A 23,581-nucleotide genomic window follows, 5' to 3' on the forward strand; every position below is an offset into this window, starting at 1 on the left:
AATGAGAATGTGAAAAAGCGGATTAGCGCCAGCTTTTTCACAGGGAGAAGCAGAGGGGGTTTACGGATTAACCACTAAGGTAGCCAGAGCATGCTGACAGGCATTTGTATCCTGAGCCAGTTTGATTTTTTCCGCGTCAGGCACTGTTTCCCAGGCATTTATCGCCCGGTCGGCTGCGATATGGTTAAACCTGATACGTTGCAACGCATACTCATTATTACTTCCTTCAATGATATTACGCATACTCGCAGCGTAGTTATCGTTCTGCTTACCAACCACGCCACACAGGATCCCTGAATAATAATCCTGATCGTCAGGATCGACATAGGTTAGGTAGCGCCATGTCATCACGCCTGCCACGCCCAGCAATAGCAGAGCTATCCACTTTTTATACAAACGTCTGTTTCCCTTATAGCAAAGGCCTGAAATAACGCCTTTCAGGCCAGATCATGATATTAGCGACGGTTACGCCACACGGTCTGCACATTACAAAACTCATGCAGGCCGAAGTGCGACAGCTCACGACCAAAGCCGCTTTTTTTCACGCCGCCGAAAGCAACGCGTGCATCGCTGGCGCTGTAGCCATTGATAAACACGCCGCCGCACTCCAGACGTTCCGCCATGTCAGCCGCCAGCGCGTCGTCTGCGCTGTAGATGGTAGCCATCAGGCCGAAATCGCTGTCGTTCGCCAGCTGTAGCGCATGCCCGGCATTATCTGCCACGGTGATTGCCGCTACCGGACCAAACATCTCCTGACGAAACGCCGTCATCGCGGGCGTCACGTTGCCCAGCACGGTCGGCATGTAGTAGTTGCCTTCACCAGCCAGCTTCTCTCCTCCTGCCAGCAGGGTTGCGCCTTCAGCCAGCGTTGCCATAACCTGCTGATGAAGTTCATCGCGCAGGTCGTAGCGCGCCATCGGACCGACGGTGTTGTCTTCCATGCGCGGATCGCCCATTTTCAGCTGCTTTGCGGCCGCGACAAACTTTTTACTAAAGGCGTCGGCAATGTCACGTTCAATAATAAAGCGCTTGGCTGCGGCACACACCTGCCCCGTATTCTGATAGCGTCCGGCAACGGCAGCCCGCACCGCCGCATCCAGGTCGGCATCCTTCAGAACAATAAAGGGATCGGATCCGCCCAGTTCCAGCACGCATTTTTTCAGCGCCGCGCCAGCCTGTGCGCCGATAGCCGCTCCGGCACGTACGCTGCCGGTAACCGTTACCGCCGCAACACGCGCATCGTTAATCGCCTGACTTACGCCGTCGTTGGTGGCGTTAATCACCCGGAGCAGGTGAGAAGGTAAACCGGCATCGTTAAACAGTTCCTCAATCAGCAGAGCGCAGCCCATTACGTTCGGCGCATGTTTCAACAGATAACTATTGCCCGCCAGTAAAATCGGTATGGCGCCGCGCAACACCTGCCATAGCGGAAAATTCCAGGGCATTACTGCCAGCACCGGGCCAAGCGGACGATACTCAATCACGGCCTGATTATTTTCTACCTGCGTCGGCTCGGCTGCCAGCATGGCGGGGCCATGTTCAGCATACCAGTCGCAGAGCTGCGCCGATTTTTCTACCTCGCCGCGCGCCTGCAGTATTGGTTTACCCATCTCGGCGGTAATCATCTGCGCCATCTCTTCGCCACGCGCCCGGATAGCGGTAGCCAGATCGCGTAATTTTTGCGCACGCTGCGCCAGCGGCTGCTGTCGCCATTGCTGGAAGGCCTGATGGTTTTCGGCGATAGCCGCATCAACCTGCTGCGCGCTGATGTAAGCAAGGGCGGAAAGAATTTCGCCGCTGGCAGGATTGCGCGAAATAGCATGCGTTTCTGGGGGAAATGACATAAGGGTTCCTTGAATATTTATATTGCTGATGGACTTACCTTAACGGTGATGAGTCGTGATGAAAAGTGAATAATGATGAGGGAATTGCTGTCAAAAAAAGAAGGGTTGCTGTAATTGTGCACCAGAATTGGAACAGCTTTTGTTATTGTCCCGATCGGATAGCGCTTCCTGCCTGCTAATAAGCGTCCGGCACAGAGGCAACTGCTGGGGAAAAGTCAGCTGGCGCGATAAAAGCAGGCATGAAAACAGCGAGGCCAACGTTTTAGCTACAGTAACAAAGCTTATTGATATGTTCGGCTGTGTAACGTCCAGGGAGAAGGTGATGTTGCTGAAGCTACTGATTAATCTGGCGTAACAGGATTTTCCTTACGATTCCTTAACGCCAGAATAGTTAAGATTGTGTTATCTTAACTGCGCACTGCTGGTGATGTGGCATTGTGCGCTTCAGTTTGCCATTTATGATGGCTTTTTCCCTTTGAGGTATGGAAACACTTTCCCGACGCGTATTTACGGTCGGGTTTTTCATCAGTTACAGGGGAAGCGATGACATTATGCGTAACAGACAGATTTATTACTTCAGGCCGCTTCAGGCCAGTGCAGACGGCGTGCCGGACGATTACCAGAGCCGGGAACGCGCCAGGCCTTGGCCGGATCGCCCGCGACAAACTCCAGCGTGGGTGAGAAATAGAACGGCAACCAGCCGTCGTAACCACTTTCCCACTCCCAGCGTACCGGGCAGGGCCAGAGAATACCATCTTCCAGAATGTAATAAATCCATCGTCCGCTGGGACGACGGGGCTTACGATTTTTCATGGGATTCACAACGATGTTGGTAAGTGCAATAACAGCTCATATTTTGACCTTTTTAATGGCGGATAGCAACCTGCCATCCGCCATTAAAGGAGATGTTTACGTTCTCTTACCTGATGCCTGGTGAACAAGAAGGTGCCCGCACAGAGCATTAACGATGAACTTCGCCACACAGCAGAACCGCATTAGGGCGGCGCTGATGAATACGCGCGGCCATGTGTTCGCAGGCGGCACGGGTGGGATAAATATGTTCGGTAACCGGCAGGGCATCACAGGCGTCATGACCACAGGCGCTAACTAAAAGCACAAATCCAATCAACATTCTCAGCTCCTTTTGCGCGCCCGGTGTCGGCTTCTTTTTTTCTTCCGTTGTTAAGTATAGCTGATAAGGCTGTATGAAGATTTGTTTACCTGAGCTAAGCCTGGTCCTGACATTACGCTAAACAACGAAACCCGGCGTAATCTCACAGGAGTGCAGGCTTATTCTTTTAGCCTTAGCACTGCGGATTGCCAATAAAAACTGCTGTCTGTCAGGAATAAGGAAGCGATGCCATTCTAAAAAACAGACATTCAGTGAGACGTCTGATAATCAGCGGATCGTCGCAGAACCTCAATAGTTGAGGGTTCGTTATCCTCATGCGCAGCAGATAAAACGCATTATTGGTATTGGTAAAAATAAAAACAGAGCGATTTATCTGATTCAATAAAAATCAGCCAGCTAACGTCACGTGCAGGCGCGGTTTTTTGGCGGCGTTTAGGCTAAACTCTGCCATTTCCACCCTTAATGACAGGAACGTTTTTATGTCGAATGAAATTGCTCATCCTTCCAGCAGCCCAAAACAGGCTGCGCTGCAGCTGGTAATTGAACTGGTACGCGCCGGCAAACTTAGCCCGCTTCAGGGCGATGCCAGCAACATGATCTCTATTTATGAGCAGTTCAAAACGCATTTTGAATCAGACAAAAAGAAAGACGCCTCCGATTCTGCGATCTCCTGAGTAGCTTAAAGCGCAGCAGGTACAGAGCAAAAGGTTACGTGTCCCGCGCCGTTTCAGGCGCGGGTAGCAATAATACGGCCTTCCGCCATCTGTACCGCGCGATCGCACATATGATCGATAACATCCGGATCGTGGCTCACCAGCACCATGGTTAAGCCGTCCTGCTGCTTTAGCTGATTAAGCAGATTGAGGATTTCCGCCTGTACCGACATATCCAGCGCGGAGGTCGGCTCATCCAGCAGCAGCACTTTCGGCTTTAACAGCAGCGCACGCACAATCGCCACGCGCTGACGCTGACCGCCGGAAAGCTGATGCGGGTAGCGATCGGCCAGCGCCGGATCCAGCCCAACGTGGTGAAAGCCTGCATTAATGCGATCGTTAATATTATCCTGCTTCAGCAGTTTTAACGGCTCGGCCAGAGTACGGCGCAGCCGATGGCGCGGATGCAGCGAGGCATACGGATCCTGAAAAACCATCTGCACCTCGCGACGCAGGTCGCCGGTAAAGATTTTACCCGGCAGTGCCTGGTGTCCGGCCAGCTGCATCTCTCCCTGCCAGTGCGGATTCAGGCCCGCCATGACCCACAGCAGCGACGACTTGCCGCAGCCGGAAGGCCCGACCAGCCCAAAGCATTCACCAGCGTTTACCGTCAGAGAAACCTCATGCACCACGGTGCGTAAATCGTAGCCCTGGCGATGTGCCACGCTAAGGTTCTGCAAATCAATCATGCTCAGGCTCCTTCTCCAGCATGCTGCGATCCAGCACCGGCAGCGGCTGACCATGCGTAGCCTTGCTGGGGCGGCATGACCACAGCGTGCGCGTATAAGGATGGGTAGCGCGCGGTAGCTCGGCGGCGGGCAGATTATCAAGCAGCTGACCTTTATACATCACCATCACCCGTTCACAATGTTCAGAAACCTGTTGCAGATCGTGACTGATCAACAACAATCCCATGTTGCGTTCTTCAACCAGTCGGCGGATCAGCGCCAGCACCTGATCGCGCATCGCATGGTCAAGCGCGGAGGTAGGCTCATCAGCGATCAAAAACTGCGGATCGGCGATCAGCGCGATCGCCAGCATCACGCGCTGCCCCATGCCGCCCGAAAGCTGATGCGGATAGCGTGTCATCAGCTGAACCGGCTGCGGCAATCCGACCGCAGCCAGCATCTCGGTAACCTTTTCCCGACGCTCGGTGCGGCTCAGACGATGGTGCAGTCTCAGCGGCTCCTCTACCTGCCAGCCGATGGTACGCGTGGGGTTAAGGGCATATTTGGGGTCCTGCATCACCATCGCCAGTTCGCTGCCGCGCAGCTGGCTCCAGCGTTTTTCATTCAGCGTCAGCGCATCGCGTCCGGCAACCTGCAGCTGCCGCGCCTGCAAATGCAGACCCGGGGCCAGCAGACCCATCAGAGAGCGTGCCGTCAGCGATTTCCCCGAGCCGGATTCGCCAACCAGCGCTACGCGCTCGCGGCCCAGGGTAAAACTTACCTGCCGTACCAGCGGTGTGACATGGCTGTGAATCGTCAGGTTATCGGCGATGATCAAAGGTTCAGTTGCCATGGCGGGTATCCAGTCGGTCACGCAGGCCGTCGCCTGTCAGGTTAAAAGCAAGGCTGGCGAATAAGATGGCGCAGCCCGGCGCAGCCGCCACCCACCACTGATCGAAAATCACTTTACTGCCTTCCGCGACCATTGAGCCCCATTCAGCGGTAGGCGGCTGTACGCCCATGCCAAGAAAGCCAAGACCGGCGGCGGAAAGAATAATCCCGCCGAGGCTGAGCGCGGCGCGCACCACGGCGCTGGGCAGACAGAGCGGCAGAATATGCCCAAACATCAGGCGCAGCCCGGTTATGCCCTGCATTCGCGCGGCAGCCAGATAATCACTGCGGCGCAGCGCCAGCGTTTCCGCACGCGCCTGACGCGCAAAGGGCGGCCAGCTGGTTAACGCCAGCGCCAGTGCGCCGTTAAGCAGGCCGGGACCGAGGATGGAAACCAGCGCCAGCGCAATCACCAGATTAGGCAGCGACAGGAAAATATCAGTGATCCGCATCAGCACACGCTCGGTCCAGCCGCCGAGGTAGCCCGCGACAATGCCGATCAGCAGCCCGAACGGAATGGTCAGCACTAAAATCAACGACACCAGCAGCAGCGTTGGGCGTGCGCCATAAATCACGCGCGACAGCAGGTCGCGACCAAAGCCGTCGGTGCCAAACCAGTGAGCGGCAGAAGGGGGCAGCAAACGGGCAGAGATAGTTTGCGCATTGGGATCGAAAGGCGCCAGCAGCGGAGCCAGCAGCGCGGTCAGTACCAGAATGGCCACCAGCGTGGCGCCAACTGCCAGCGTCGTCAACCGACGGCGGCGCGGTGCCGGCGTGACGATTTCCGCGTCGGATAAATGTTGTGTCATCGGGTTCTCGGATCGGTTAACCAGGTCAGCGCATCAACCAGCGCATTAAGCAGCACAAAGCAGCTGCCGATCAGCAGCGTTGCACCAAGAATGGCGGGCACGTCGGAGGCAAACAGCGCGGTCGTCAGATAGCGGCCCAAGCCGGGCCAGGCAAAAACCGTTTCCGTTAATACCGAGCCTTCCAGCAGCGTGGCGTAGGAGAGCCCCAGTACGGTAATCAGCGTGCCGCGTACGTTAGGGAAGATATGACACAGCAGAATACGCCCGCGACTGGCGCCTTTCGCCCGCGCCAGCGTGACATACTCTTTGCTGTTTTCTTCCAGCAGGGCGGCGCGCAGCAGGCGGGTAATGCCCGCCATCGACAGCATCCCCAGCACCACCACCGGCAGCCATAAATGTGCAATGGCGTTGCGGAACATCTCTCTGTCGCCCGACAGCCAGCTGTCAATCAGCACAAAGCCGGTTTTCGGCTCCAGCGTGTAGATCCAGATGTCATCCAGCCGTCCCGGCCCGGCAGACCAGTGCAGAACCGCGTAGAAGAGCAGCAGCCCCAGCAGCCCCAGCCAGAAAACCGGCACCGAATAGCCCAGCAGCGAAATCAGACGCGCCAGATTATCCAGCAGGCTGCCCGGCTTCCAGGCTGCCAGCAATGCCAGCGTAATACCGAATACCGCGCCGAAAATCATGGCGCAGGTGGCCAGCTCTAACGTGGCCGGAAAGGTGCGCGCCAGATCGCTGGCGACCGGCTGGCTGGTGATATTGGAGACGCCCAGTTCGCCGTGTGCCAGATGGCTCAGATAACGCCAGAACTGTACCGGCAGCGGCTTATCCAGACCTAAATCGTGACGCACCTGCTGATAAGTGGATTCGCTGGCGTGATCGCCTGCCACCTGTAACACCGGATCGACCGGCGACAAATGGGAGAGCATAAAGGTGAAAGCCAGCAGGCCCAGCAGCGTGACCAGCAAGGAGAGCAGGCCCGTGACGAGACGACGGCCACCGCGCCAGAATTGCCGGGCAAGCCCGGCATGCGTTGTGCGGGTTGCCATTACTTACTGACCTGGCTGTAGTAAACCATATCGGGGTTGATGCCCTGAACGTAGCCTTTCAGATTATCGCGTACGGCGATCAGGTTACGTGCCTGCAGGCCGACCACGTAAGGAGAGGTTTTCATCACTTCGCGCTGCATCGCCTGATAAAGCGCAACGCGCTTCGCCGGATCGCTTTCTGCGGTAGCGGCCAGCGTTTGCTTACTCAGCTCAGGAATATGCCAGTTAGAGCGCCAGGCGAGGGTTTTGCTGCCATCTTCCGGGTTATAGGCGAAGGCGGAGGCGTTGGTATTCGGATCGAAATAGTCCGCTCCCCAGGCGTTTAACGTGGCCTCATATTTATGCGCTTTCACATTGGTCGCGACTTCGGTGCTCAGGCCGGGGATCAGCTCTACCTTGATGCCGCCTTTTGCAAAGCTGGCCTGCAGTGCCTGGGCGATATCCAGATAGGGCGGCTGGTTACTGACCACCAGTTTAAAGCTGACATTGTTCAGCCCCGCTTTGGCTAAAATCGCCCTGGCTTTTTCCGGGTCGTACTGATAGGGCGTTTCGTTCAGCGCGCCCGGGAAGCCTTCCGGCAGGAAGGATTGATGCACCTGGAACTGGCCTTTCAGCAGGTCGTTGGCGATACCCTGATAGTCAAACAGGTAGCGTGCAGCCTGCCACAACGCCGGATTTTTCAGCGCGGGCTGCGCGTCGATATTGAACTGCATGTAGTAAAGCGAGGCCATCGGGATCGCCAGCGGTTTGACGCCCGGTTTGCCTTTCAGCGCGGAGATCTGGTCAACGCCAAGATTACGGGCAATATCTGCATCGCCCTGTTCCAGCAGCAGGCGGCGGGTCGCTGCTTCCGGAACGTTTTTGATCAGAATATTTTTCAGCTTCGGCGCATCGCCCGGAGAACGGGGATTGGCGGTCAACAGCACCACTTCATGCGGCACAAAGCGACGGATCTGGAAGGGGCCGCTACCGGCGGAATGGGTAGCCAGCCATTTGTTGCCCAGATCGTTATTTTTCTGGTTAGCCAGTACGGTTTTGGCATCCACAATCGAGGAGACCGGCGCGGCCAGCAGGCTCAGCACATAGGTTGGGCTGACATTGGCCTGCCAGCTAATCTGCACGTGGCGATCGTCGATTTTCTTCAGCTGGCTATCCACATTCTCTTTGGTCCAGCCGAGCTGGGTAAGAATAAAGGAGGGATCAAGGTTCAGCTTAACCACGCGCGCAAGGGAAAACATCACATCTTCCGGACGCACCGGATTGCCAGAGGCAAAGGTAGCGCCGTCGCGCAGCGTAACGATCAGGCTACGGTTATCTTTGCCCGCTTCCCAGTGGCTGGCCAGGGTTGGTTTCAGCTCGTTAGGATTCTGCGGATCGGACTGTAACAGGCGTTGATAAAGGTTGGTAAAAGCCTGCACGGAGGTGAGTTCAAATCCTTCAGCCGGATCGAAGCTACTGGCATCATCAATTGACTGGGCGATCACCAGCGTATCGGGAGGCGTTGCCGCGTTAGCAGCAAAGCTGGCGCTCAGGGCCAGCGTCAGAACTGCGGGAGCAAAAATTTTCATGACGTTCCTTACCGTTTTTTTCGCGAGTGTAAGGGAACTGAACAGCAGGCTGATAGTAGATTATTCGCTATGCTTAGCAGAAAAAGTTATAAAGCCGTTAAAATAGTTATAAATCCGCACTTCAGGCGTGTTGCACAAACCAGATGGACGGCAGCAGGGCAATCAGATTATTAAGCATATGCAGCACTACCGGCAGCAGCAAACCGTTGCCGCGCAGGCGCGCATAACAAAGCAGCACAGAAAATAGCGTCAGCACCGCCAGGGTTTGCCAGTGGATATATTGCGTATGCATTACGGCAAACAGCAGCGATGTCAGCAGAATGCAGGCAAAGCGGCTACGCGGCGCCCACAGCAGAAATGCCTGCAGCAGAAAGCCGCGAAACAGAATCTCTTCAAAAATCGGTGCCAGCAGCACGGCCGAAAACAGCAGAATGCCGAGCGAAAACGGCGTCTGTTGCGCCTGATCTTCCAGCCAACGCTCCGGTTGTAAAAACTGCGTTTGCGCCACCATCAGCCCCAGCAGCAACAGCATAAACAGCAGCGTGGTTTTCGGCTGCAGCCGTCCCAGAGGAATATCACTGCGGCGCGTTTGATAAAAACGATACAGCGGCCACAGCACGGCAAACTCAAACAGACAGAGAACCGGCACCAGCAACCCTTGTTGTTGTAGCGCGCTGTAATTGGGAAACCAGGTGATCGCAAGGGTAATCAGGTAATAAAGCGCAAAACTGCCGAGGTAAAACAGCGTCAGAAAGACTCTGCCGTATTGGCTTTTCATAGGCGGCTTAAACAAAAAGGGAAGAAGGGAAGTGTAACAACCGCCAGAATCGCTGTCGAGACGTCGGAGCGGCGCGCTTTTTTGCTAAACAGTGGCCGCCAGAGGCCGATAAGGAATATACGCGTGAAAAAAGCAGGAGCATACGCCGCGCCGCGATAGTTGCTGCGTAATGAATAGCGGAGGTTACGTAAACGCATTATTACCGGGGTTTTGTTGATGAATCTACCTTCTTTATTATCTTTTAACCTTCGCACTGAGGACACGCCCGCGACGCTTTTTACGCGTCGAACGCTGTTGGTTCTGGGCTGTATGTTTGCCACCGTGTTCCTGACTACCGCAGTGTTTATTATCGCTATTGCGATGCGGCAGAATACCACCGCACTGACGCAGGAGAAGTTCTTGTTGCGCAATGCCTGGCAGGATCGCCAGCAGTCTATTCTGAGCGATATCCGTGATTACGCATTCTGGGGCGAGGCCTGGAATCATCTGCATTTACAGGTAGATAAAGAGTGGGCCTTTACGCAGCAGAATTTTGGGCCGGGGCTATATGAAGAATATCACTATGAAGGAATCTTCGTTGTGGATGGCAGCGGTCGGACGCGCTATGCGGTGATTGATGGCCAGCTCTCCGATATGCCCATTGAATCACTGCTGGGCAAACAGGGCACCGTCATCGTGCAACAGGCGCGATCCTTTACCAGCGGAGATAACGCCCTGATCAAAAACGCACGTATTAAAGGATGGCCTGCAATTGTTGCCGCTGCGCCAATTACACCGGGTAAAGTGCCGGGGCTGGGGACGATTCCCGGACCGCCATCGGTGATGATTTTTGTTGACCGCTATACGCCGAATAAACTGCTGGCGCTGGGCCACAGCATTGGTATCAAAAACATGCATGCCCCTGTTGGATCGCAAACCGTAGCGACAGGCCTGATGCTGACGATAGAGCAGAGCGAACCTTTGCTTCTTGCCTGGGATAGCAGTACGCCCGGACACCATTTGTTAATGGTGACTGTGCCGCTGCTGGCGCTAACCATGCTCATGCTGGGTATTATTTCCCGGCGGGTGATCCAGCATGCGATGGATAACGCCCGGCTTTCCGACTGGCGCTTTGAGCAGCTCCGTCAAAGCAAACGTGAACTGAGCGACAGCGAGGCGCGCTTTCGCGATGTGGCGGAGGCCTCTTCTGACTGGATATGGGAAACCGACTCACGGGGCGTGCTGACCTATCTCTCCTCACGTTTTACGGCTGTAACCGGCTATGAGATTGCGATACAGCTTGGCAAACCGATAGATTGCCTGCTGGGCAGCTGCAGCCAGCCAGTTTCGGAATGGATACAGCGACAAAATAACAGCAACGACCGGCGTACGCTGCGCTGCCATTATCATTCGGCACAGGGCGAAGAGCGTATCTGTAGTCTGGTGGCGAAGCCGATAGAGGTGCAGGGCATAAAGGTCGGCTTTCGCGGCACCGTCTCGGATATTACGCTGGAAGTAGAAGCTCAGGCGCGTATCCAGTATCTGTCGCAACACGATACGCTGACCGGCCTGCCGAACCGCCACCGGATGAATGAATTTTTAAACGGCAAACTGCAGGAGCAGCCAACCGCCGCACAGCCGCTGGTAATGTTCAGTCTCGATCTCGATCACTTTAAGCCGATTAACGATCTGTATGGTCATGCCGCTGGCGACCAGGTATTAAACGAAGTCTCGCAGCGGCTGCGCGTCTGTCTTGGCGAGGAGGATCTACTGTCGCGACAGGGCGGCGATGAGTTTATTTTGCTGCTGAGCGGCCTGAGCAGCCATGAAGAGATTGAAGCGCGCTGCCGTTGTTTGATGGATGAGATCCACAAACCCTTTAATGTTGCCGGACAGTTGGTGAATGTTGGCGCCTCGATCGGGATTGCGTGTGCGCCGCAGGATGCGCTACAGCCGGAAGAACTGCTCAGAATGGCTGATATTGCGCTGTACCAGTCTAAAAATCTGGGGCGTAACCGCTGGGTTTTTTATTCGCCGGAAATGTCAGAGCAGCTGGTGCGGCGACGCGAAATGGAGCGCGCGCTGGGCCAGGCGGTGGTGCGCGATGAGCTGCGCCTGTTTTATCAACCGCGCTATTCGCTGCACAGCGGCAGCATGGACGGCGCGGAGGCGCTGCTGCGCTGGCAGCCGTCGCCGCCTGCGTTGGTGATGCCTGATAGCTTTATTCCACTGGCGGAAGAGACCGGACTGATTATTCAGATCAGCGACTGGGTGCTGCAGCGCGCCTGCCGTGATGCGTTGAGCTGGCCTAAGCCCTTCTATGTATCGGTGAATATTTCGCCGGTTGAGTTTTGCCGTGACGATCTGGCGGAACGTGTTGCCACGGTTTTGCGGGTAACCGGGCTGCCTGCGGAGCGTCTCGAACTGGAGATCACTGAAAATGTCACGCTTGAAAAGCCGGATAAAGTGCTACGGATTATGCAGCGTCTCAAGGCGCTTGGTGTGCGGCTGACGGTCGATGACTTTGGATCGGGCTATGCCTCATTGGGTTATCTGAAAACCTTCCCGTTTGATGGCCTGAAGATGGATCGCTCTTATATGAGAGATTTCCCGCATTCGCAGCAGGCGCACTCTATCGTTAACGGCATCATTGGACTGGGCAAAGCATTTTCACTGGTGATTACCGCTGAAGGCATAGAAAACGCGGAACAGTTTGCCGAACTGCAGGCGATCGCCTGTGATGAAGGGCAGGGATATTATCTTGGCCGACCAATACCCGCTGCGGATTTTATACATATGCTGGAGACGGTCGGGCAGAAACAAGTCAGTGAAACGGGTCAGCCGGGCTGACCCGTAGGGCGCTTAACGAACACGGATGGCCACGCAGGTCATCAGCACCGCAAAGCCGATAAAGACAACCAGTTCCATACAGCACCTCCTAAGAATAATCTTAGAAAATTATACGAATGGGGTGGTTGTTTTTTAGGCGATTTGTGCCGTTTTTATGACTGGGATCACAGTTCACTGTGGGTTAAGCCTTTCTGCACGTGCCAGACGATCGGTTAGGCTTTAAGGTCGGTAACTGAACGACTGGCCAAACAGGAGAATCGTGGTGAAATTTTATGGAAAGCTCGCGCTGATTACGGCGCTGGTTACGCTGGCGGCCTGTCAGCATGGGCAAAAAAATAGCGATAGCGCGGCGGTGACCGATCCTGATGCCGATCGCTGCGGCGCATCTGCCTATCAGAATTATGTTGGGCAGCCTTTATCGGCGCTGAGCAAGTTGCAGTTTGAGCATCCGGTACGGGCGATCCCTTACAATTCAGCCGTAACGATGGATTTCAATCTTAACCGGTTAAATTTCCTCGGCGATAAAGATAACGTTATTACCCGCGTCTATTGCGGCTAATAGTGTAACGGGCATGGCCGGAAAGTGTTTATGTCATCACTGTCACGCTGTTGTCATCATTAGCCGCCAGGATACAGGGAAACAGAATGATCTCCCCGTCATATAACACTGCAATGCTCGTCTTATTCATCCCGCCGCGTGCGGGATTTTTTTTGCCTGTTGCGTATCGCAGAATACAGCACGACCACAATCGGCTACGCTTGAAAAAAACGGCGCAGTGGCCGGATGGTTATAGCGATAGCGATAGCGATAGCGATAGCGATAGCGGGAGCAGGGAACATGCAGAAAAAAAGTACAGAAGTGATTGAGGCCACCACCGATTTGCTGGCGGCGCTACAGTCGCTGGACTACCGTTTTACCATTACCCAGGAGCTGGAAGCCGTTTTCGATCGCCCGGTGCGTGATGGTCTCTATTCCGTTACGCCGCGGGAGAAAAATTATTTTAACGATCCGCAGCAGTTTAGCCCGTTAGTTGATAGTCGCGACGGCGCGCTGTATGTGGCGCGGGTAGAAGGACAGCCAGCAGGTTATCTGGCGGTAAGGCGCAACTGGAATGGTCTGGCGCTGGTGGAGGATATTGCCGTTGACGGCGCTTTCCGGCGCTGCGGCTGCGGCTGCGCGCTGTTACAGCGTGCCATCCGTTGGGCGCGTGAACAACAGCTGGCTGGCGTGACGCTGGAAACGCAGAATACCAACGTGGCCGCTTGCCTGCTGTATGAAAAAATGGGGTTTGAGCTGGGCGGCATTGATCGCCAGCTTTATCGGGCGCTGCATGCGCATCCGGCGGAAACCGCGCTCTACTGGTATCTGTGGTTTCATTAAGCGCTTCGCCGCCGAAAGCAGAGTTGTTACAGCTGCGCCACTGGCTAAGGCATTTCGGCGGTGCTACTCATCAGCTGCGCCAACACATTACGATAGCTCTGCAGAACGCTTTCATCTTTTTCTAAATCCAGCTTCTTGATGACGCTGGCAATCAGCGCCTTATCGGTAGTGGGTTGGCCCGTCTGCATCAGCTCCGTCATAATGATAGCTAACAGCTCCGCTTCTTTGGGGGCATGCCATGCCGGGCTGTTAAAATAGTCGGTTATTTCCCGGCCAGCGCTGGTGGATTGTGTTCGCATTGTCAACCTCCAAAAACGCAGCATCGACCCACCATAAAGCGGGCCGTCAGATAATTAACAGGAAAAGCATGCCTTCGTCAGGCAAAACCGAGGACGTTGTCATCGTCTGTAAATATTGGCTATTTTTTAAACATAGAAGCGACAGCGAAAAAAGTCAGTAACAACCTGAAATATTTTTAGCGCGAAAATCTTGCTTGCATTGCCCCAGCGATTATGAGTAAATGCATCGTCGGTTTGTTAAACAGAACCGGGTATGCGAGCAGTTTTAGTAAAGCAGTCTGCAGTGTAAGAGTTATCTCTGATATCCCTTCTTCAGTATCGCCTTCCTGAGTGCCCCATAACATCTGTACACAAACCTGTTGCCCTCAGGGCGTTAATATCGAATGAAGGAAAGACAAATGTCTGCAAAACTGACTGGTTTAGTAAAATGGTTCAACGCTGAGAAAGGCTTTGGCTTTATTTCTCCGGCTGACGGCAGCAAAGATGTATTCGTACACTTCTCGGCCATCCAGAACCAGGGTTTCAAAACGCTGGAAGAAGGTCAGAGCGTTGAGTTCACCATCGAAAACGGTCCGAAAGGCCCGGCTGCTGCTAACGTAAACGTACGCTAAGCTGCCAGAATTCAAAAAACCCGCCTTTATGGCGGGTTTTTTATTGCCTGTTTTTTGCCGTCAGGTGACTTAGCGACCACTGCCGCCGTAAAAACAGACAAAAAATAACCCCGAAACAGCATTACTGCTCCGGGGTTTTAGTATCCTGCATTACCACAGCAGATAGCTTGGCAATGAAACCGGGTCAGGACTTACGGCCACTATTGCTGCTTTGTCCGCCTTTCTTACCCGCTTCGGAGGCTTTTTCACGATCGTTTTTGAAGTTGCCGCCGCTCTGCTGACCACCTTTTTTACCGGCTTCAGAGGCTTTTTCTCGGTCTTCTGCGAAGTTTCCTGAACCACCACGACGTTCTGCCATTATCGTCTCCTGATTACTTTTCCAGTTTGGTAAGCATCTTAGAATATGTATTATCAGTTGATTAATGCATATTCTGCGTTGTATCAATATGAATAATAGATGACTTCACTGATACTTCCAGTTATTGTAATTTACGGTTTCGTTTATTTAATTGATTGTTTTTAATAGCATTTATATAAGGATTTTTTTGCATTTTATATAAGTGACTGATGGTTAACAGAATAAATAATATTCAACCAAAGGTTTTACTTATCCTTTCAGGATCAATCTTAATAAGGTGCAGGGTTATATTTCGCTACGCTTGTTAAATGAATTAATCTGTGGATTATGAAGGCTAAATGCGATCTCAGCGCTCACTTATGTATAAAAAATCATCCTTTTTAGCAAAGCTATTCTATAAATATTGAAAAATATCAGCACCATCTGCTGTCATTTTGTTAACTGTAGTGATAGTGTCTGCGTTTACATTGTTACTGGGATCGTGTGATGAAACAGCTCATTGCAGAACTACTGGTTAAGTTGGCGGAAAAAGAAGCAGAGTCTAAAGAACTGGTTGCCCAGGTTGAAGCGTTAGAAATTGTGGTAACAGCGCTACTGCGTAAATTGGGTGACGAACAGCGTCAGGAGCTAAACAGAGGTATCAGCGAGGCGTTAATCGTCGCCTCGGACGGCGCCAGCGCCGAAGATGCCAATTTGCTCCATGGCTATATCGACAAGCTGCTTAATCATCCCCGCTATTGATAGTAAAACAGCCACATCGCAATCTGCGATGTGGCTGTTTGATCTCAACGCTTGCTTAATGCTTCCGAGCGCGCCATGCAGGCCTCCATTGAGGCGATCACGGCCGAGCGCAGCCCTTTCTGTTCCAGCACTTTAACCGCCTCGATGGTGGTGCCGCCTGGCGAACAAACCATATCTTTCAGCTCGCCGGGATGCTTGCCGGTTTCCAGCACCATTTGCGCGGCGCCTTTTACCGCCTGTGCGGCAAATTCATACGCCTGAGCTCGCGGCATTCCGCCCAGGACTGCGGCATCCGCCATTGCCTCAATAAACATAAAGACGTAGGCCGGCGCCGAGCCGCTAACCCCAACCACCGCATGGATAAGATATTCTGGTACAACGGCAGCTTTACCAAAACTGTTGAAGATCGCCACGATTTCGTCGACTTCTTCCGGGGTGACCAGCGGATTCGGCGTAACAGAGGTCATGCCTTCGTTAACCAGTGCAGGCGTATTGGGCATAACGCGCACAATTTTACGATCGTGTCCCAGCGTCATTGCTAAGGCATCCAGCGTTACGCCTGCGGCAATCGAAACCACCAGCGTCTCTTTATTCAGCGCGCCGGCCGCATCCTTAAGCACTTTCAGAATCACATTGGGTTTTACCGCGCCGAATAAAATATCCGCTTCTCGCGCAACCTCGTCGGCGCTTTGCGCGGGGGTAATGCCATATTGCTGCGCCATAGCCTGGTTGGTTTCTGTTTTATGGTCATAAACCCAGATGTTTGCTGCATCAACCTGGCCACCTGAAATCAGTCCGCCAATTATTGCTTTGGACATATTTCCGCAGCCAATAAAGCCTATTTTTTTCTCCAGCATGGTATTTCCCTCTGCGTAGCCATTTTTCATTACGCATCAGCTTACGTGATTCTGCCGCTTTATTCAGCTTCAGCTAAACTCCAGAGAGGTATAAGGAGAAAAATGGAAAATTTTCAGCAAGATGAAGATAAAGAATGCCACTATCCGGGAACCGCAGAGCGTATCCTGACTTCAGCGCGAAATAGGCAGGGGTTGGAGCGCCTTGATCAGATAAAGTTTGCCATTCTGGAGAAGAACGGCAAAATCAGCATTATTCCTCAATCCTGACAGGAAAGCCGATGCCAATTTGGGTGGATGCGGATGCGTGTCCAAAAGTCATAAAAGAGGTGCTCTATCGTGCCGCAGAGCGCAGTCAGACAGAACTGATTCTGGTAGCTAATCAGCCGCTCAGCGTGCCGCCATCACGTTTTATTCGTACGCTGCGTGTCGCGGCCGGTTTTGATGTAGCGGATAATGAAATCGTGCAGCGCGTGAGCCGCGAAGATTTGGTTATCACTGCTGATATTCCGCTGGCGGCGGAAGTGCTGGCAAAAGGGGCGGCGGCGCTGAATCCTCGCGGTGAACGCTACAGCGATGCCACTATTCGTGAACGCCTGACGATGCGCGATTTTATGGATACGATGCGCGCCAGCGGTGTGCAGACCGGCGGGCCGGCAACGCTAAATCAGCGCGATCGGCAGCAATTTGCGGCAGAGCTGGATAAATGGCTGTTACAACAGCGGCGTCATCGTGAGCAGGGCAACGCAGCGGGACAGCGTGGTTAGCAAATAAAAACGCCGGTGGGAGCTATCTTCCACCGGCGTTACGCTTTAGCACTGGCTTGTCAGCCTGACGGCTGTGTGGCTTATGCGCGTCAGGAAGGCGCTTCAGATAAAGCTGTCATCGTCATTGAAATCGTCATTGCCGAAATCGTTGCTGTCGAAACCGGCATTATCATCCTGCTGCCAGCTGGCATCCTGTAAAAATGCCCGATCGTCGACATTATTAAACGTATCCAGGCTGGTATCGAGCGGCTGAGGATCGGGCAGGGCAGGCTCATTAATAATGTTCACAATCTCTTCCGGCTGGGAGTGATGGAACATGCTGGTCAACATATCCGCCATTACTACACCACCCGCCACGCCCACTGCCGTTTGCAGCGCGCCGCCAAGAAAACCGCTACCGCCGCGTGCGGCGCCGTAAGGCTGCTGTGCATAGGGCTGCTGCTGCGGGGCATTATTGTACGGCTGTTGCGCGTAAGGCTGCTGCGGGGCGTTATTCCATACCGGCTGCTGCGGCGTAGACTGGCGCTGTCCGCCGCCAAACAGGCTGGAAAGAAAACCGCCGCTGCTCTGGCGAGCCGGTTGTTGCTGTGCCTGAGATAGCTGCTGTTGCGCCTGCGTCAGCTGGTTTTCCAGTTCGGTAACCTGTGCGCTCAATTTTTTCATTGCCGCTTCCTGAATCAGGATCGCCTGCGCCATATAGTAGGGCGCAGAGGGCTGCTGGCGGAGCTGCTGTTCAATCAGGCGCTCTGCTGCGGCATCACGTGGCGCAGACTGGCTTTCAGCCTGTTTTAGTCGGCTAAACAGACTTTCAATTAGACGTTGTTCTTCGCTCTGCATGGAACCTCCTTAAACAAGCGGTATCTCTTTATTTTGGTTGCTCTGTGGTGAAAGTAAATTAGCACTGCGTAAGTAAATATTGCCGGGAAGAACAGAGCATTCCGGTTCTGCTAAAAAGCGATGCATGGTTAAAAGCCTTTCCGATGCGTAAAAACAACGTTACAGCTGGCCCACAATATTTTTTCTCGGTATGATGCCCGCCATGCATAATTTGATGACCAGCTGCGGCGGAACGCAGTCATGGCGGAGGACAGGCTGTCATGTCGTTACCCATTTTTCTCATTGGCGCTCGGGGTTGCGGTAAAACCACGGTAGGTGAATCACTGGCGCAGGTACTGGGTTATCCTTTTTGCGATACCGATCATTATCTGCAGCAAAGCACAGGAAAAACGGTAGCGGAGATTGTCGCTGCCGAAGGCTGGGAAGGGTTTCGTCAGCACGAAACTGACGCCTTGATTGCGGTTACCGCACCGGAAACCGTTATCGCTACTGGTGGCGGCATGGTGTTGGCGGAAGCCAATCGTTGCTTTATGCAGGAGCGGGGGCAGGTTATCTGGCTACAGGCCAACGCTACGGTGCTGGCAGCTCGTCTGGCCGATTATCCGCAAACCTCGCAGCGTCCTACTTTAACCGGCCGTTCTATCACTGAAGAGATGGCGGAAGTGCTTGATGAACGCGCAAGCCTTTATCAGCAAACCGCACATCATATAATAGATGCCATGCAGGCGCCTGAACGGGTTGTCATGGCTATCCTGAACGCCTTACCTGTGGCGCGCGCCAGCTAAGCATGAGCCTCGCCTGCGGGGCCGTCGGTTATTAATCCGTCTGTTTTTGTTACCTTTCTTTTCCATTTCCCTGCCGCACTGGCGTGATTGTCTATACTTACTGCTACGCGCGCAAAAGCGAACGTTCTCGGCAGCAAGCGGCCTGAGAGTAGCGGAAACCACTTTCACCATAAGAGGGAAGAAAAATGCCAACAAGACCACCCTATCCACGTGAAGCCCGGGTTGTTCAGGTTGATAAAGGCGCTACAGGACAAGGCGCAACGCGCTACGAACTACGCGCCGATCACCCGAAACCCAACTCGCTGATTAGTGAGCATGAAAGCGAACAGGAAGCGCTGGATGCGAAAGAACGTTACGAGAATAGCGACAAAGAGTAATTCAGTCGGGCAGGGATGCCTGTGTAATAGCCTGCCGGATATACCCCGCTTAATAAGCCTGTTATTTGATCAATTAAATTAATCTTTCTCCGATTTTCTTTTGTTATTTTATCCAGATATTTTGCTAACCCTCTCCTCTTACTAAACGCGACTTGATAAAAATTACTGTTCTCTTTGAGCGTATAAAGGATCTCGCCTCAATGGCGGTTAAGGCTTGACTCCTTCCGGTTGATATTTTATTTTGCCCCTGCATTAATAATCGCCTGTGCTATCTAATTTTTACAGCTGTTAACCTCTGATGTCGTTTTTGTCATAAAACTGCTACCCTGCTGGCCAGCCTTTTGAAAGAAAAATGTTGGGAGCTGAGCATTTAATCGCTTAATATTCAGTCAATATAAGCCTGAAGAAAATGATGACCAGAAATAATCGATTTTTCAGTGATTAATCATCGAATCTGCGGGTGGTTTTTCATCAATTGTTATGCCAGGATAATATTAAATCGCTGATTGATTTATTAGCAGAATAATATTTTATTAATTTGCCATTACGGCAGTTAATAAGCCTGTTGCAAATAAATTACTGGGCTACCGTCATTAAGGGTAAGATGATTTTTATTAGTACAAGGTTAAATAACCTTTATGAAAAAGCGGTTTTTTATTGGGCAGAAATAATTAAAATCAGCGGCAGAAATATTGCCGGGCACCTGTTTTACGCCTGTTGCCGGTAAAACGGCACCCTAATGGCATAACGAATAGCTGGCCTGTAACCGGCCCGGCAATTTACTTGTATCGAAGAAGTAAATATGAAACAGACACTGGTAATACTTACCATCGCATACTCGCCGGACTATGATATCTCGCCGTTACTGTTGGAATCGCTGTCTGAAGCACAGCTGGAGCCAGTCAGTCTGCTGAACGCGCTTTCCTGCGAAGAGATAAATGAAAAATATGCTCCGCGTAAGGGCGAGAAGGCGCAGATAGTGCGGTTAGCGGAGGGCACAGAGATGCTGCTCGCGACCAGCCGCATTGAGCGGGGGCTGCAGCAGCTTATCAGCCAGCTGGAGTCGCGCGGCGTTGAAAATATTCTGTTGCTGGGTTGCGGGCAGTTTACTGAACTGCAAGCCCGCCATGCGCTTCTTATGGAGCCGGACCGCCTGATCCCTCCGCTGGTCGGCGCGATTGTCGGCGGCCATCAGGCGGGCATTATTGTTTCGGCTAATGAACTACTGCGTCAGCAGGCAGGTAAATGGCGCGTTCTGCGTAAGCCCGCCTGTTTTGCCGTTGCCGATCCGCTGCAGAGTGATAATCAGGCATTATTTGATGCCGGACTGATGCTGCTGGAGCAGGGCGCGGATGTGGTGGTGTTGGACAGCCCGGCCTATCACTCGCACCACTGTGACAGCTTACAGCAGTTGCTGGGTATTCCGGTGCTACTCTCCTGGCAATCGCTGGCGGAAATGGTCGCCGGAGTGCTGGCATAATCGACAATTTCAGATGACAAAACACGCGTTTAGCCCCTACACTGCCGATTCATCTATTGTGGTTTCGGGGGACGATGCATGCTGAACGTAAGCGAGTACTTTGAGGGAAAAGTGAAGTCGATCGGTTTTACCAGTGCCAGCACCGGACGCGCCAGCGTTGGGGTGATGGTGGAAGGTGAGTATGCCTTCGGAACCGGTCAGCCAGAGGAGATGACGGTGATCAGCGGCGCATTAAACGTGCTGTTACCCGGCGAAACCGAATGGAAAATCTATGAAGCGGGCGGTGTGTTCCACGTTCCCGGTCACAGCGAGTTTCATTTGCAGGTCGCAGAGCCAACCGCCTACCTGTGCCGTTATCTGTAACGCTAAATGTGCGCCGCCAGCGGCGCACATCCGTTACTGGCGCAGGACTCAGGAGAGTCCCACGCTGGGCAGCGCTGATTAACGCTGTGCCTCGCCGCCTAACGCTTCGGTCAGGTTACTGACCAGCGCCGCCAGTTCGCTGGTCATCAGAATAAAGTCTGCATCGAAACGCTGCGCAAAATCTTCCCGATCGATATCATCGTTTTGTTCACGTAGCGTATCGGCAAACTTCAGGCGCTTCAGAGAGCCATCATCCGCCAGCACCAGCTGAATACGTTCCTGCCAGTCCAGCGCCAGTTTGGTTACCAGCTTGCCTGCTTCAATATGGTTAGCAATCTCATCGCAAACCAGATCCTGTTTCTTACAGCGGATAACGCCGCCATCTTCCAGAATGGCTTTTAGCTCCGCTTCATCCATCAGTGCAAAGCCTGCCGGCAGATCGCCGGAGCGTACCCATTCGGTTAAGGTCAGCTCAATCGGATTTTCCAGCGTCAGCGGCACCACCGGCAGCGAACCGATGCTTTTACGCAGCAGCGCCAGGGTATCTTCCGCTTTTTTCGCGCTGGCGCAGTCCACCATAATCAGGTTATTGACGCTGTCGATCCAGAGATAAGTCTGGCTGAAGCGGCTAAAGGCGCGCGGCAGCAGACTATGCAGCACCTCATCCTTCAGCGAATCTTTTTCTGTTTTTTTCAGCTTGCGCTGCTGCTCTGCTTCCAGTTTCTCAATTTTGGCTTCCAGCGCCTGCTTGATCACTGGAGAAGGCAGGATTTTCTCTTCTTTACGGGCGCAAATCAGGATCTGTCCGTTATTGACATGCGTCAGGGCTTCACTACGCGAACCCATTGGCGAAACCCAGCCGGTTTTCGCCATATCCTGACTGCCGCACGGGGAAAAGGAAAACGCAGCGAGTTGTTTTTCCAGGTCGTCTGCGGACAGTGGAATGTCACGATTCAGACGATAAATCATCAAGTTTTTAAACCACAACATAGGGTTTTCCTTTGCCGGATGTGTATAAATTCACAGGTCATAAACGGTGCGCGCATGATAGCGAAACATCGGCGACGGGTCATTGCCTTTCCAGGCGCTGCCTTCTAATGTAACGCTCATCCTGACAAAAAAGAGGAATATCCTGTGCGTATTGGCATTGATTTAGGCGGTACCAAAACAGAAGTGATTGCCCTTTCTGATGCCGGTGAAACCTTGTTTCGCCATCGCGTTCCGACGCCGCGCCATGACTATCCGCAAACGCTACAGGCGATTGTCGATCTGGTCCGGCTGGCGGAGGAGAAAACAGGTCAGCAGGGCAGCGTCGGGCTGGGTATTCCCGGTACGCTGTCGCCTTATAGTCAGCGGGTTAAAAATGCAAACTCCATCTGGCTGAACGGCCAGCCGCTCGACAGAGATCTGGCGCGTCTGCTGGATCGTGAAGTGCGCATTGCCAACGATGCCAACTGTCTGGCGGTTTCAGAGGCGGTAGATGGCGCGGCGGCGGGCAGGGCGCTGGTTTTTGCGGTGATTATCGGCACCGGTTCCGGCGCGGGTATCGCTATTAACGGTGTCAGCCATGCTGGCGGCAACGGCAATGGTGGTGAATGGGGGCATAATCCGTTGCCGTGGATGGATGAGGATGAGCTTCGTTTCCGTGAAGAAGTACCGTGCTACTGCGGGCAGAAAGGCTGTATCGAGACCTTTGTGTCCGGTACCGGCTTCGCGACTGATTACCAGCGTCTGAGCGGGAAAAGCCTAAGCGGCGCGGAGATCGTTGCGCTGCTGAACCAACAGGATCCCTTAGCTGAACTGGCAATGAGCCGTTATGAGTTGCGTCTGGCGAAGTCGCTGGCACAGGTGGTTAATCTGCTCGATCCCGATATTATCGTACTGGGCGGCGGAATGAGTAACGTTGAGCGCCTCTATCAGACATTGCCAACGTTGATGAAGCCCTGGGTGTTTGGCCGTGAATGCGAAACGCCAGTGGTGAAAGCGCAACACGGCGACTCCAGCGGCGTGCGCGGCGCCGCCTGGCTGTGGCCGCTGGCCTGATCGAGGCGGAAAGCGCTTAGCCAGGGCGAAAGGTCACCATAATATTTTGCGGCGCGCCCGCTGGCGGCGTGGGGAGCTGCCGATCGCTGCTGACAGCCTGCCAGGCTTTCAGACAAAGCGCTTCGTCGCCCTCAGTGCGTAACACCTGATAGCCGCGCCGGGGATCGTAACCGATCGTTACATCGCAGCGCTGACCGTGATAACGATCCGCACGATCAAAATGGCGGGATACGCGCTGTTCTATTTCATTCACCCACGCGCAGTGCGCATGCTCCGCGTCGCTACAGCGGGCGGCAGAGTCAGGATGCGCGGGAGCGGGCTGAGGCGAGAGCTGACAACCGCTCAGCGCCAGCAGGGCAAACGCCGGGGCGAGGCGAAAAAACCACATATTTTTTCCTTACAGA

The 23,581-nt window shown here is 53.5% G+C and carries 28 protein-coding genes and 1 pseudogene; 13 read left to right on the top strand and 16 right to left on the bottom strand.

Annotation, left to right across the window (positions count from 1 at the left end; translation table 11 throughout):
• Nucleotides 1-60 precede the first annotated feature (60 nt).
• The 4 genes from ACQE3Y_RS04065 to ACQE3Y_RS04080 all read right to left on the bottom strand — a co-directional run bounded on the left by ACQE3Y_RS04065 (nucleotide 61) and on the right by ACQE3Y_RS04080 (nucleotide 2,976).
• Nucleotides 61-396 (bottom strand): hypothetical protein, encoded by a 336-nt coding sequence (locus ACQE3Y_RS04065; protein WP_426980953.1) that lies wholly within the window; start codon nucleotides 394-396, stop codon nucleotides 61-63.
• A gap of 59 nt (nucleotides 397-455) precedes the next feature.
• Nucleotides 456-1,844, bottom strand: coding sequence for a succinate-semialdehyde dehydrogenase (sad, locus tag ACQE3Y_RS04070; protein WP_426980954.1), 1,389 nt, complete (start codon nucleotides 1,842-1,844; stop codon nucleotides 456-458).
• Between the two features lie 576 nt (nucleotides 1,845-2,420).
• Nucleotides 2,421-2,657 carry a hypothetical protein gene (locus ACQE3Y_RS04075; RefSeq protein ID WP_085067774.1) on the bottom strand — a complete coding sequence of 79 codons (237 nt, stop codon included), beginning with the start codon at nucleotides 2,655-2,657 and terminating at the stop codon, nucleotides 2,421-2,423.
• 148 nt (nucleotides 2,658-2,805) lie between these two features.
• Nucleotides 2,806-2,976, bottom strand: a complete 171-nt coding sequence (locus tag ACQE3Y_RS04080) for a hypothetical protein (RefSeq protein ID WP_249893730.1) — start codon at nucleotides 2,974-2,976, stop codon at nucleotides 2,806-2,808.
• Between the two features lie 479 nt (nucleotides 2,977-3,455).
• On the opposite strand from ACQE3Y_RS04080, the gene ACQE3Y_RS04085 reads away from it, so the two are divergent.
• Nucleotides 3,456-3,650 (top strand): hypothetical protein, encoded by a 195-nt coding sequence (locus ACQE3Y_RS04085; protein ID WP_085067772.1) that lies wholly within the window; start codon nucleotides 3,456-3,458, stop codon nucleotides 3,648-3,650.
• Nucleotides 3,651-3,703: 53 nt separating this feature from the next.
• Here ACQE3Y_RS04085 and ACQE3Y_RS04090 read toward each other — a convergent pair whose 3' ends face one another.
• From ACQE3Y_RS04090 to ACQE3Y_RS04115, 6 genes are all read right to left on the bottom strand, one after another.
• Nucleotides 3,704-4,378 (bottom strand): ABC transporter ATP-binding protein, encoded by a 675-nt coding sequence (locus tag ACQE3Y_RS04090; RefSeq protein ID WP_426974656.1) that lies wholly within the window; start codon nucleotides 4,376-4,378, stop codon nucleotides 3,704-3,706.
• Complete coding sequence (locus ACQE3Y_RS04095) at nucleotides 4,371-5,210, bottom strand: ABC transporter ATP-binding protein (protein WP_426974655.1); 840 nt, start codon at nucleotides 5,208-5,210, stop codon at nucleotides 4,371-4,373. Before ACQE3Y_RS04095 ends, ACQE3Y_RS04090 begins: the two co-directional genes overlap by 8 nt.
• Nucleotides 5,200-6,057 carry an ABC transporter permease gene (locus tag ACQE3Y_RS04100; RefSeq protein WP_426974654.1) on the bottom strand — a complete coding sequence of 286 codons (858 nt, stop codon included), beginning with the start codon at nucleotides 6,055-6,057 and terminating at the stop codon, nucleotides 5,200-5,202. The genes ACQE3Y_RS04095 and ACQE3Y_RS04100 overlap by 11 nt, the downstream gene beginning before the upstream one ends.
• Nucleotides 6,054-7,106 (bottom strand): ABC transporter permease, encoded by a 1,053-nt coding sequence (locus ACQE3Y_RS04105; protein WP_426974653.1) that lies wholly within the window; start codon nucleotides 7,104-7,106, stop codon nucleotides 6,054-6,056. Before ACQE3Y_RS04105 ends, ACQE3Y_RS04100 begins: the two co-directional genes overlap by 4 nt.
• Nucleotides 7,106-8,674, bottom strand: a complete 1,569-nt coding sequence (locus tag ACQE3Y_RS04110) for an ABC transporter substrate-binding protein (RefSeq protein WP_426980956.1) — start codon at nucleotides 8,672-8,674, stop codon at nucleotides 7,106-7,108. Before ACQE3Y_RS04110 ends, ACQE3Y_RS04105 begins: the two co-directional genes overlap by 1 nt.
• Nucleotides 8,675-8,795: 121 nt before the next feature.
• Nucleotides 8,796-9,452, bottom strand: coding sequence for a CPBP family intramembrane glutamic endopeptidase (locus ACQE3Y_RS04115; protein WP_426974651.1), 657 nt, complete (start codon nucleotides 9,450-9,452; stop codon nucleotides 8,796-8,798).
• A 216-nt stretch (nucleotides 9,453-9,668) separates the two neighbouring features.
• Here ACQE3Y_RS04115 and ACQE3Y_RS04120 point away from each other — a divergent pair, with 216 nt between their 5' ends.
• The 3 genes from ACQE3Y_RS04120 (at nucleotide 9,669) to ACQE3Y_RS04130 (ending at nucleotide 13,662) form a co-directional block, all read left to right on the top strand.
• Entirely contained in the window at nucleotides 9,669-12,281 is a 2,613-nt protein-coding gene (locus ACQE3Y_RS04120; RefSeq protein WP_426980957.1) for a bifunctional diguanylate cyclase/phosphodiesterase, read from the top strand.
• A 262-nt stretch (nucleotides 12,282-12,543) separates the two neighbouring features.
• The gene (locus ACQE3Y_RS04125) at nucleotides 12,544-12,840 is read left to right on the top strand and encodes an I78 family peptidase inhibitor (protein ID WP_085067765.1); all 297 of its coding nucleotides are present in this window, start codon (nucleotides 12,544-12,546) and stop codon (nucleotides 12,838-12,840) included.
• Nucleotides 12,841-13,119: 279 nt separating this feature from the next.
• A complete protein-coding gene (locus tag ACQE3Y_RS04130) occupies nucleotides 13,120-13,662 on the top strand; it encodes a GNAT family N-acetyltransferase (protein ID WP_426974648.1) in 543 nt (180 codons plus the stop codon).
• A gap of 44 nt (nucleotides 13,663-13,706) precedes the next feature.
• Here the strand turns inward: ACQE3Y_RS04130 and ACQE3Y_RS04135 are convergent, their stop codons facing one another.
• On the bottom strand, nucleotides 13,707-13,961 hold the full coding sequence (locus ACQE3Y_RS04135; RefSeq protein ID WP_085067763.1) for a biofilm development regulator YmgB/AriR family protein: 255 nt from the start codon (nucleotides 13,959-13,961) through the stop codon (nucleotides 13,707-13,709).
• Between the two features lie 398 nt (nucleotides 13,962-14,359).
• On the opposite strand from ACQE3Y_RS04135, the gene cspE reads away from it, so the two are divergent.
• On the top strand, nucleotides 14,360-14,572 hold the full coding sequence (gene cspE / locus ACQE3Y_RS04140) for a transcription antiterminator/RNA stability regulator CspE (RefSeq protein ID WP_085067762.1): 213 nt from the start codon (nucleotides 14,360-14,362) through the stop codon (nucleotides 14,570-14,572).
• Between the two features lie 184 nt (nucleotides 14,573-14,756).
• Here the strand turns inward: cspE and ACQE3Y_RS04145 are convergent, their stop codons facing one another.
• Nucleotides 14,757-14,930 (bottom strand): general stress protein, encoded by a 174-nt coding sequence (locus tag ACQE3Y_RS04145; protein WP_250652022.1) that lies wholly within the window; start codon nucleotides 14,928-14,930, stop codon nucleotides 14,757-14,759.
• A gap of 486 nt (nucleotides 14,931-15,416) precedes the next feature.
• Between ACQE3Y_RS04145 and iraP the strand changes: the two genes are divergently transcribed.
• Nucleotides 15,417-15,671, top strand: coding sequence for an anti-adapter protein IraP (gene iraP / locus ACQE3Y_RS04150; RefSeq protein WP_085067761.1), 255 nt, complete (start codon nucleotides 15,417-15,419; stop codon nucleotides 15,669-15,671).
• Nucleotides 15,672-15,715: 44 nt separating this feature from the next.
• On the opposite strand, the gene proC is transcribed toward iraP, so the two are convergent.
• Nucleotides 15,716-16,528: a pyrroline-5-carboxylate reductase gene (gene proC / locus ACQE3Y_RS04155; RefSeq protein ID WP_426981181.1), complete on the bottom strand. Its 813-nt coding sequence runs from the start codon at nucleotides 16,526-16,528 to the stop codon at nucleotides 15,716-15,718.
• Nucleotides 16,529-16,684: 156 nt separating this feature from the next.
• Between proC and ACQE3Y_RS04160 the strand changes: the two are divergent.
• Both ACQE3Y_RS04160 and ACQE3Y_RS04165 read left to right on the top strand, forming a co-directional pair.
• Nucleotides 16,685-16,795 (top strand): annotated as a pseudogene (locus ACQE3Y_RS04160) (YetF domain-containing protein); the annotation flags it as partial.
• Between the two features lie 11 nt (nucleotides 16,796-16,806).
• Nucleotides 16,807-17,292 carry a YaiI/YqxD family protein gene (locus tag ACQE3Y_RS04165; RefSeq protein ID WP_426974647.1) on the top strand — a complete coding sequence of 162 codons (486 nt, stop codon included), beginning with the start codon at nucleotides 16,807-16,809 and terminating at the stop codon, nucleotides 17,290-17,292.
• Nucleotides 17,293-17,394: 102 nt separating this feature from the next.
• Here the strand turns inward: ACQE3Y_RS04165 and ACQE3Y_RS04170 are convergent, their stop codons facing one another.
• Nucleotides 17,395-18,129: a DUF2076 domain-containing protein gene (locus ACQE3Y_RS04170; protein WP_426980959.1), complete on the bottom strand. Its 735-nt coding sequence runs from the start codon at nucleotides 18,127-18,129 to the stop codon at nucleotides 17,395-17,397.
• A 260-nt stretch (nucleotides 18,130-18,389) separates the two neighbouring features.
• Between ACQE3Y_RS04170 and aroL the strand changes: the two genes are divergently transcribed.
• From aroL to ppnP, 4 genes are all read left to right on the top strand, one after another.
• The gene (aroL, locus tag ACQE3Y_RS04175) at nucleotides 18,390-18,914 is read left to right on the top strand and encodes a shikimate kinase AroL (RefSeq protein WP_426980960.1); all 525 of its coding nucleotides are present in this window, start codon (nucleotides 18,390-18,392) and stop codon (nucleotides 18,912-18,914) included.
• Between the two features lie 185 nt (nucleotides 18,915-19,099).
• Nucleotides 19,100-19,291 carry a YaiA family protein gene (locus ACQE3Y_RS04180; RefSeq protein WP_250652027.1) on the top strand — a complete coding sequence of 64 codons (192 nt, stop codon included), beginning with the start codon at nucleotides 19,100-19,102 and terminating at the stop codon, nucleotides 19,289-19,291.
• A gap of 802 nt (nucleotides 19,292-20,093) precedes the next feature.
• Nucleotides 20,094-20,771: an AroM family protein gene (locus tag ACQE3Y_RS04185; protein WP_426974644.1), complete on the top strand. Its 678-nt coding sequence runs from the start codon at nucleotides 20,094-20,096 to the stop codon at nucleotides 20,769-20,771.
• 78 nt (nucleotides 20,772-20,849) lie between these two features.
• The gene (gene ppnP / locus ACQE3Y_RS04190; RefSeq protein WP_085067753.1) at nucleotides 20,850-21,134 is read left to right on the top strand and encodes a pyrimidine/purine nucleoside phosphorylase; all 285 of its coding nucleotides are present in this window, start codon (nucleotides 20,850-20,852) and stop codon (nucleotides 21,132-21,134) included.
• A 78-nt stretch (nucleotides 21,135-21,212) separates the two neighbouring features.
• Here the strand turns inward: ppnP and rdgC are convergent, their stop codons facing one another.
• Nucleotides 21,213-22,124, bottom strand: coding sequence for a recombination-associated protein RdgC (rdgC, locus tag ACQE3Y_RS04195; RefSeq protein WP_250652029.1), 912 nt, complete (start codon nucleotides 22,122-22,124; stop codon nucleotides 21,213-21,215).
• Between the two features lie 144 nt (nucleotides 22,125-22,268).
• Here rdgC and mak point away from each other — a divergent pair, with 144 nt between their 5' ends.
• Complete coding sequence (mak, locus tag ACQE3Y_RS04200; RefSeq protein ID WP_426980962.1) at nucleotides 22,269-23,177, top strand: fructokinase; 909 nt, start codon at nucleotides 22,269-22,271, stop codon at nucleotides 23,175-23,177.
• Between the two features lie 16 nt (nucleotides 23,178-23,193).
• Here mak and ACQE3Y_RS04205 read toward each other — a convergent pair whose 3' ends face one another.
• The gene (locus ACQE3Y_RS04205; RefSeq protein ID WP_426974642.1) at nucleotides 23,194-23,565 is read right to left on the bottom strand and encodes a cell envelope integrity protein TolA; all 372 of its coding nucleotides are present in this window, start codon (nucleotides 23,563-23,565) and stop codon (nucleotides 23,194-23,196) included.
• Nucleotides 23,566-23,581: the final 16 nt, after the last annotated feature.

This window comes from Pantoea sp. FN0305, assembly GCF_050113845.1.
In the GTDB taxonomy this organism is placed as follows: Bacteria; Pseudomonadota; Gammaproteobacteria; order Enterobacterales; family Enterobacteriaceae; genus Mixta; species Mixta alhagi.

Bases quoted from the DNA above. Each gene is read 5' to 3' on its own strand.
- sad (WP_426980954.1), bottom strand. From the start codon at position 1,844: ATGTCATTTCCCCCAGAAACGCATGCTATTTCGCGCAATCCTGCCAGC.
- ACQE3Y_RS04075 (WP_085067774.1), bottom strand. From the start codon at position 2,657: ATGAAAAATCGTAAGCCCCGTCGTCCCAGCGGACGATGGATTTATTAC.
- ACQE3Y_RS04080 (WP_249893730.1), bottom strand. From the start codon at position 2,976: ATGTTGATTGGATTTGTGCTTTTAGTTAGCGCCTGTGGTCATGACGCC.
- ACQE3Y_RS04085 (WP_085067772.1), top strand. From the start codon at position 3,456: ATGTCGAATGAAATTGCTCATCCTTCCAGCAGCCCAAAACAGGCTGCG.
- ACQE3Y_RS04090 (WP_426974656.1), bottom strand. From the start codon at position 4,378: ATGATTGATTTGCAGAACCTTAGCGTGGCACATCGCCAGGGCTACGAT.
- ACQE3Y_RS04095 (WP_426974655.1), bottom strand. From the start codon at position 5,210: ATGGCAACTGAACCTTTGATCATCGCCGATAACCTGACGATTCACAGC.
- ACQE3Y_RS04100 (WP_426974654.1), bottom strand. From the start codon at position 6,057: ATGACACAACATTTATCCGACGCGGAAATCGTCACGCCGGCACCGCGC.
- ACQE3Y_RS04105 (WP_426974653.1), bottom strand. From the start codon at position 7,106: ATGGCAACCCGCACAACGCATGCCGGGCTTGCCCGGCAATTCTGGCGC.
- ACQE3Y_RS04110 (WP_426980956.1), bottom strand. From the start codon at position 8,674: ATGAAAATTTTTGCTCCCGCAGTTCTGACGCTGGCCCTGAGCGCCAGC.
- ACQE3Y_RS04115 (WP_426974651.1), bottom strand. From the start codon at position 9,452: ATGAAAAGCCAATACGGCAGAGTCTTTCTGACGCTGTTTTACCTCGGC.
- ACQE3Y_RS04120 (WP_426980957.1), top strand. From the start codon at position 9,669: ATGAATCTACCTTCTTTATTATCTTTTAACCTTCGCACTGAGGACACG.
- ACQE3Y_RS04130 (WP_426974648.1), top strand. From the start codon at position 13,120: ATGCAGAAAAAAAGTACAGAAGTGATTGAGGCCACCACCGATTTGCTG.
- ACQE3Y_RS04135 (WP_085067763.1), bottom strand. From the start codon at position 13,961: ATGCGAACACAATCCACCAGCGCTGGCCGGGAAATAACCGACTATTTT.
- cspE (WP_085067762.1), top strand. From the start codon at position 14,360: ATGTCTGCAAAACTGACTGGTTTAGTAAAATGGTTCAACGCTGAGAAA.
- ACQE3Y_RS04145 (WP_250652022.1), bottom strand. From the start codon at position 14,930: ATGGCAGAACGTCGTGGTGGTTCAGGAAACTTCGCAGAAGACCGAGAA.
- iraP (WP_085067761.1), top strand. From the start codon at position 15,417: ATGAAACAGCTCATTGCAGAACTACTGGTTAAGTTGGCGGAAAAAGAA.
- proC (WP_426981181.1), bottom strand. From the start codon at position 16,528: ATGCTGGAGAAAAAAATAGGCTTTATTGGCTGCGGAAATATGTCCAAA.
- ACQE3Y_RS04165 (WP_426974647.1), top strand. From the start codon at position 16,807: ATGCCAATTTGGGTGGATGCGGATGCGTGTCCAAAAGTCATAAAAGAG.
- ACQE3Y_RS04170 (WP_426980959.1), bottom strand. From the start codon at position 18,129: ATGCAGAGCGAAGAACAACGTCTAATTGAAAGTCTGTTTAGCCGACTA.
- aroL (WP_426980960.1), top strand. From the start codon at position 18,390: ATGTCGTTACCCATTTTTCTCATTGGCGCTCGGGGTTGCGGTAAAACC.
- ACQE3Y_RS04180 (WP_250652027.1), top strand. From the start codon at position 19,100: ATGCCAACAAGACCACCCTATCCACGTGAAGCCCGGGTTGTTCAGGTT.
- ACQE3Y_RS04185 (WP_426974644.1), top strand. From the start codon at position 20,094: ATGAAACAGACACTGGTAATACTTACCATCGCATACTCGCCGGACTAT.
- ppnP (WP_085067753.1), top strand. From the start codon at position 20,850: ATGCTGAACGTAAGCGAGTACTTTGAGGGAAAAGTGAAGTCGATCGGT.
- rdgC (WP_250652029.1), bottom strand. From the start codon at position 22,124: ATGTTGTGGTTTAAAAACTTGATGATTTATCGTCTGAATCGTGACATT.
- ACQE3Y_RS04205 (WP_426974642.1), bottom strand. From the start codon at position 23,565: ATGTGGTTTTTTCGCCTCGCCCCGGCGTTTGCCCTGCTGGCGCTGAGC.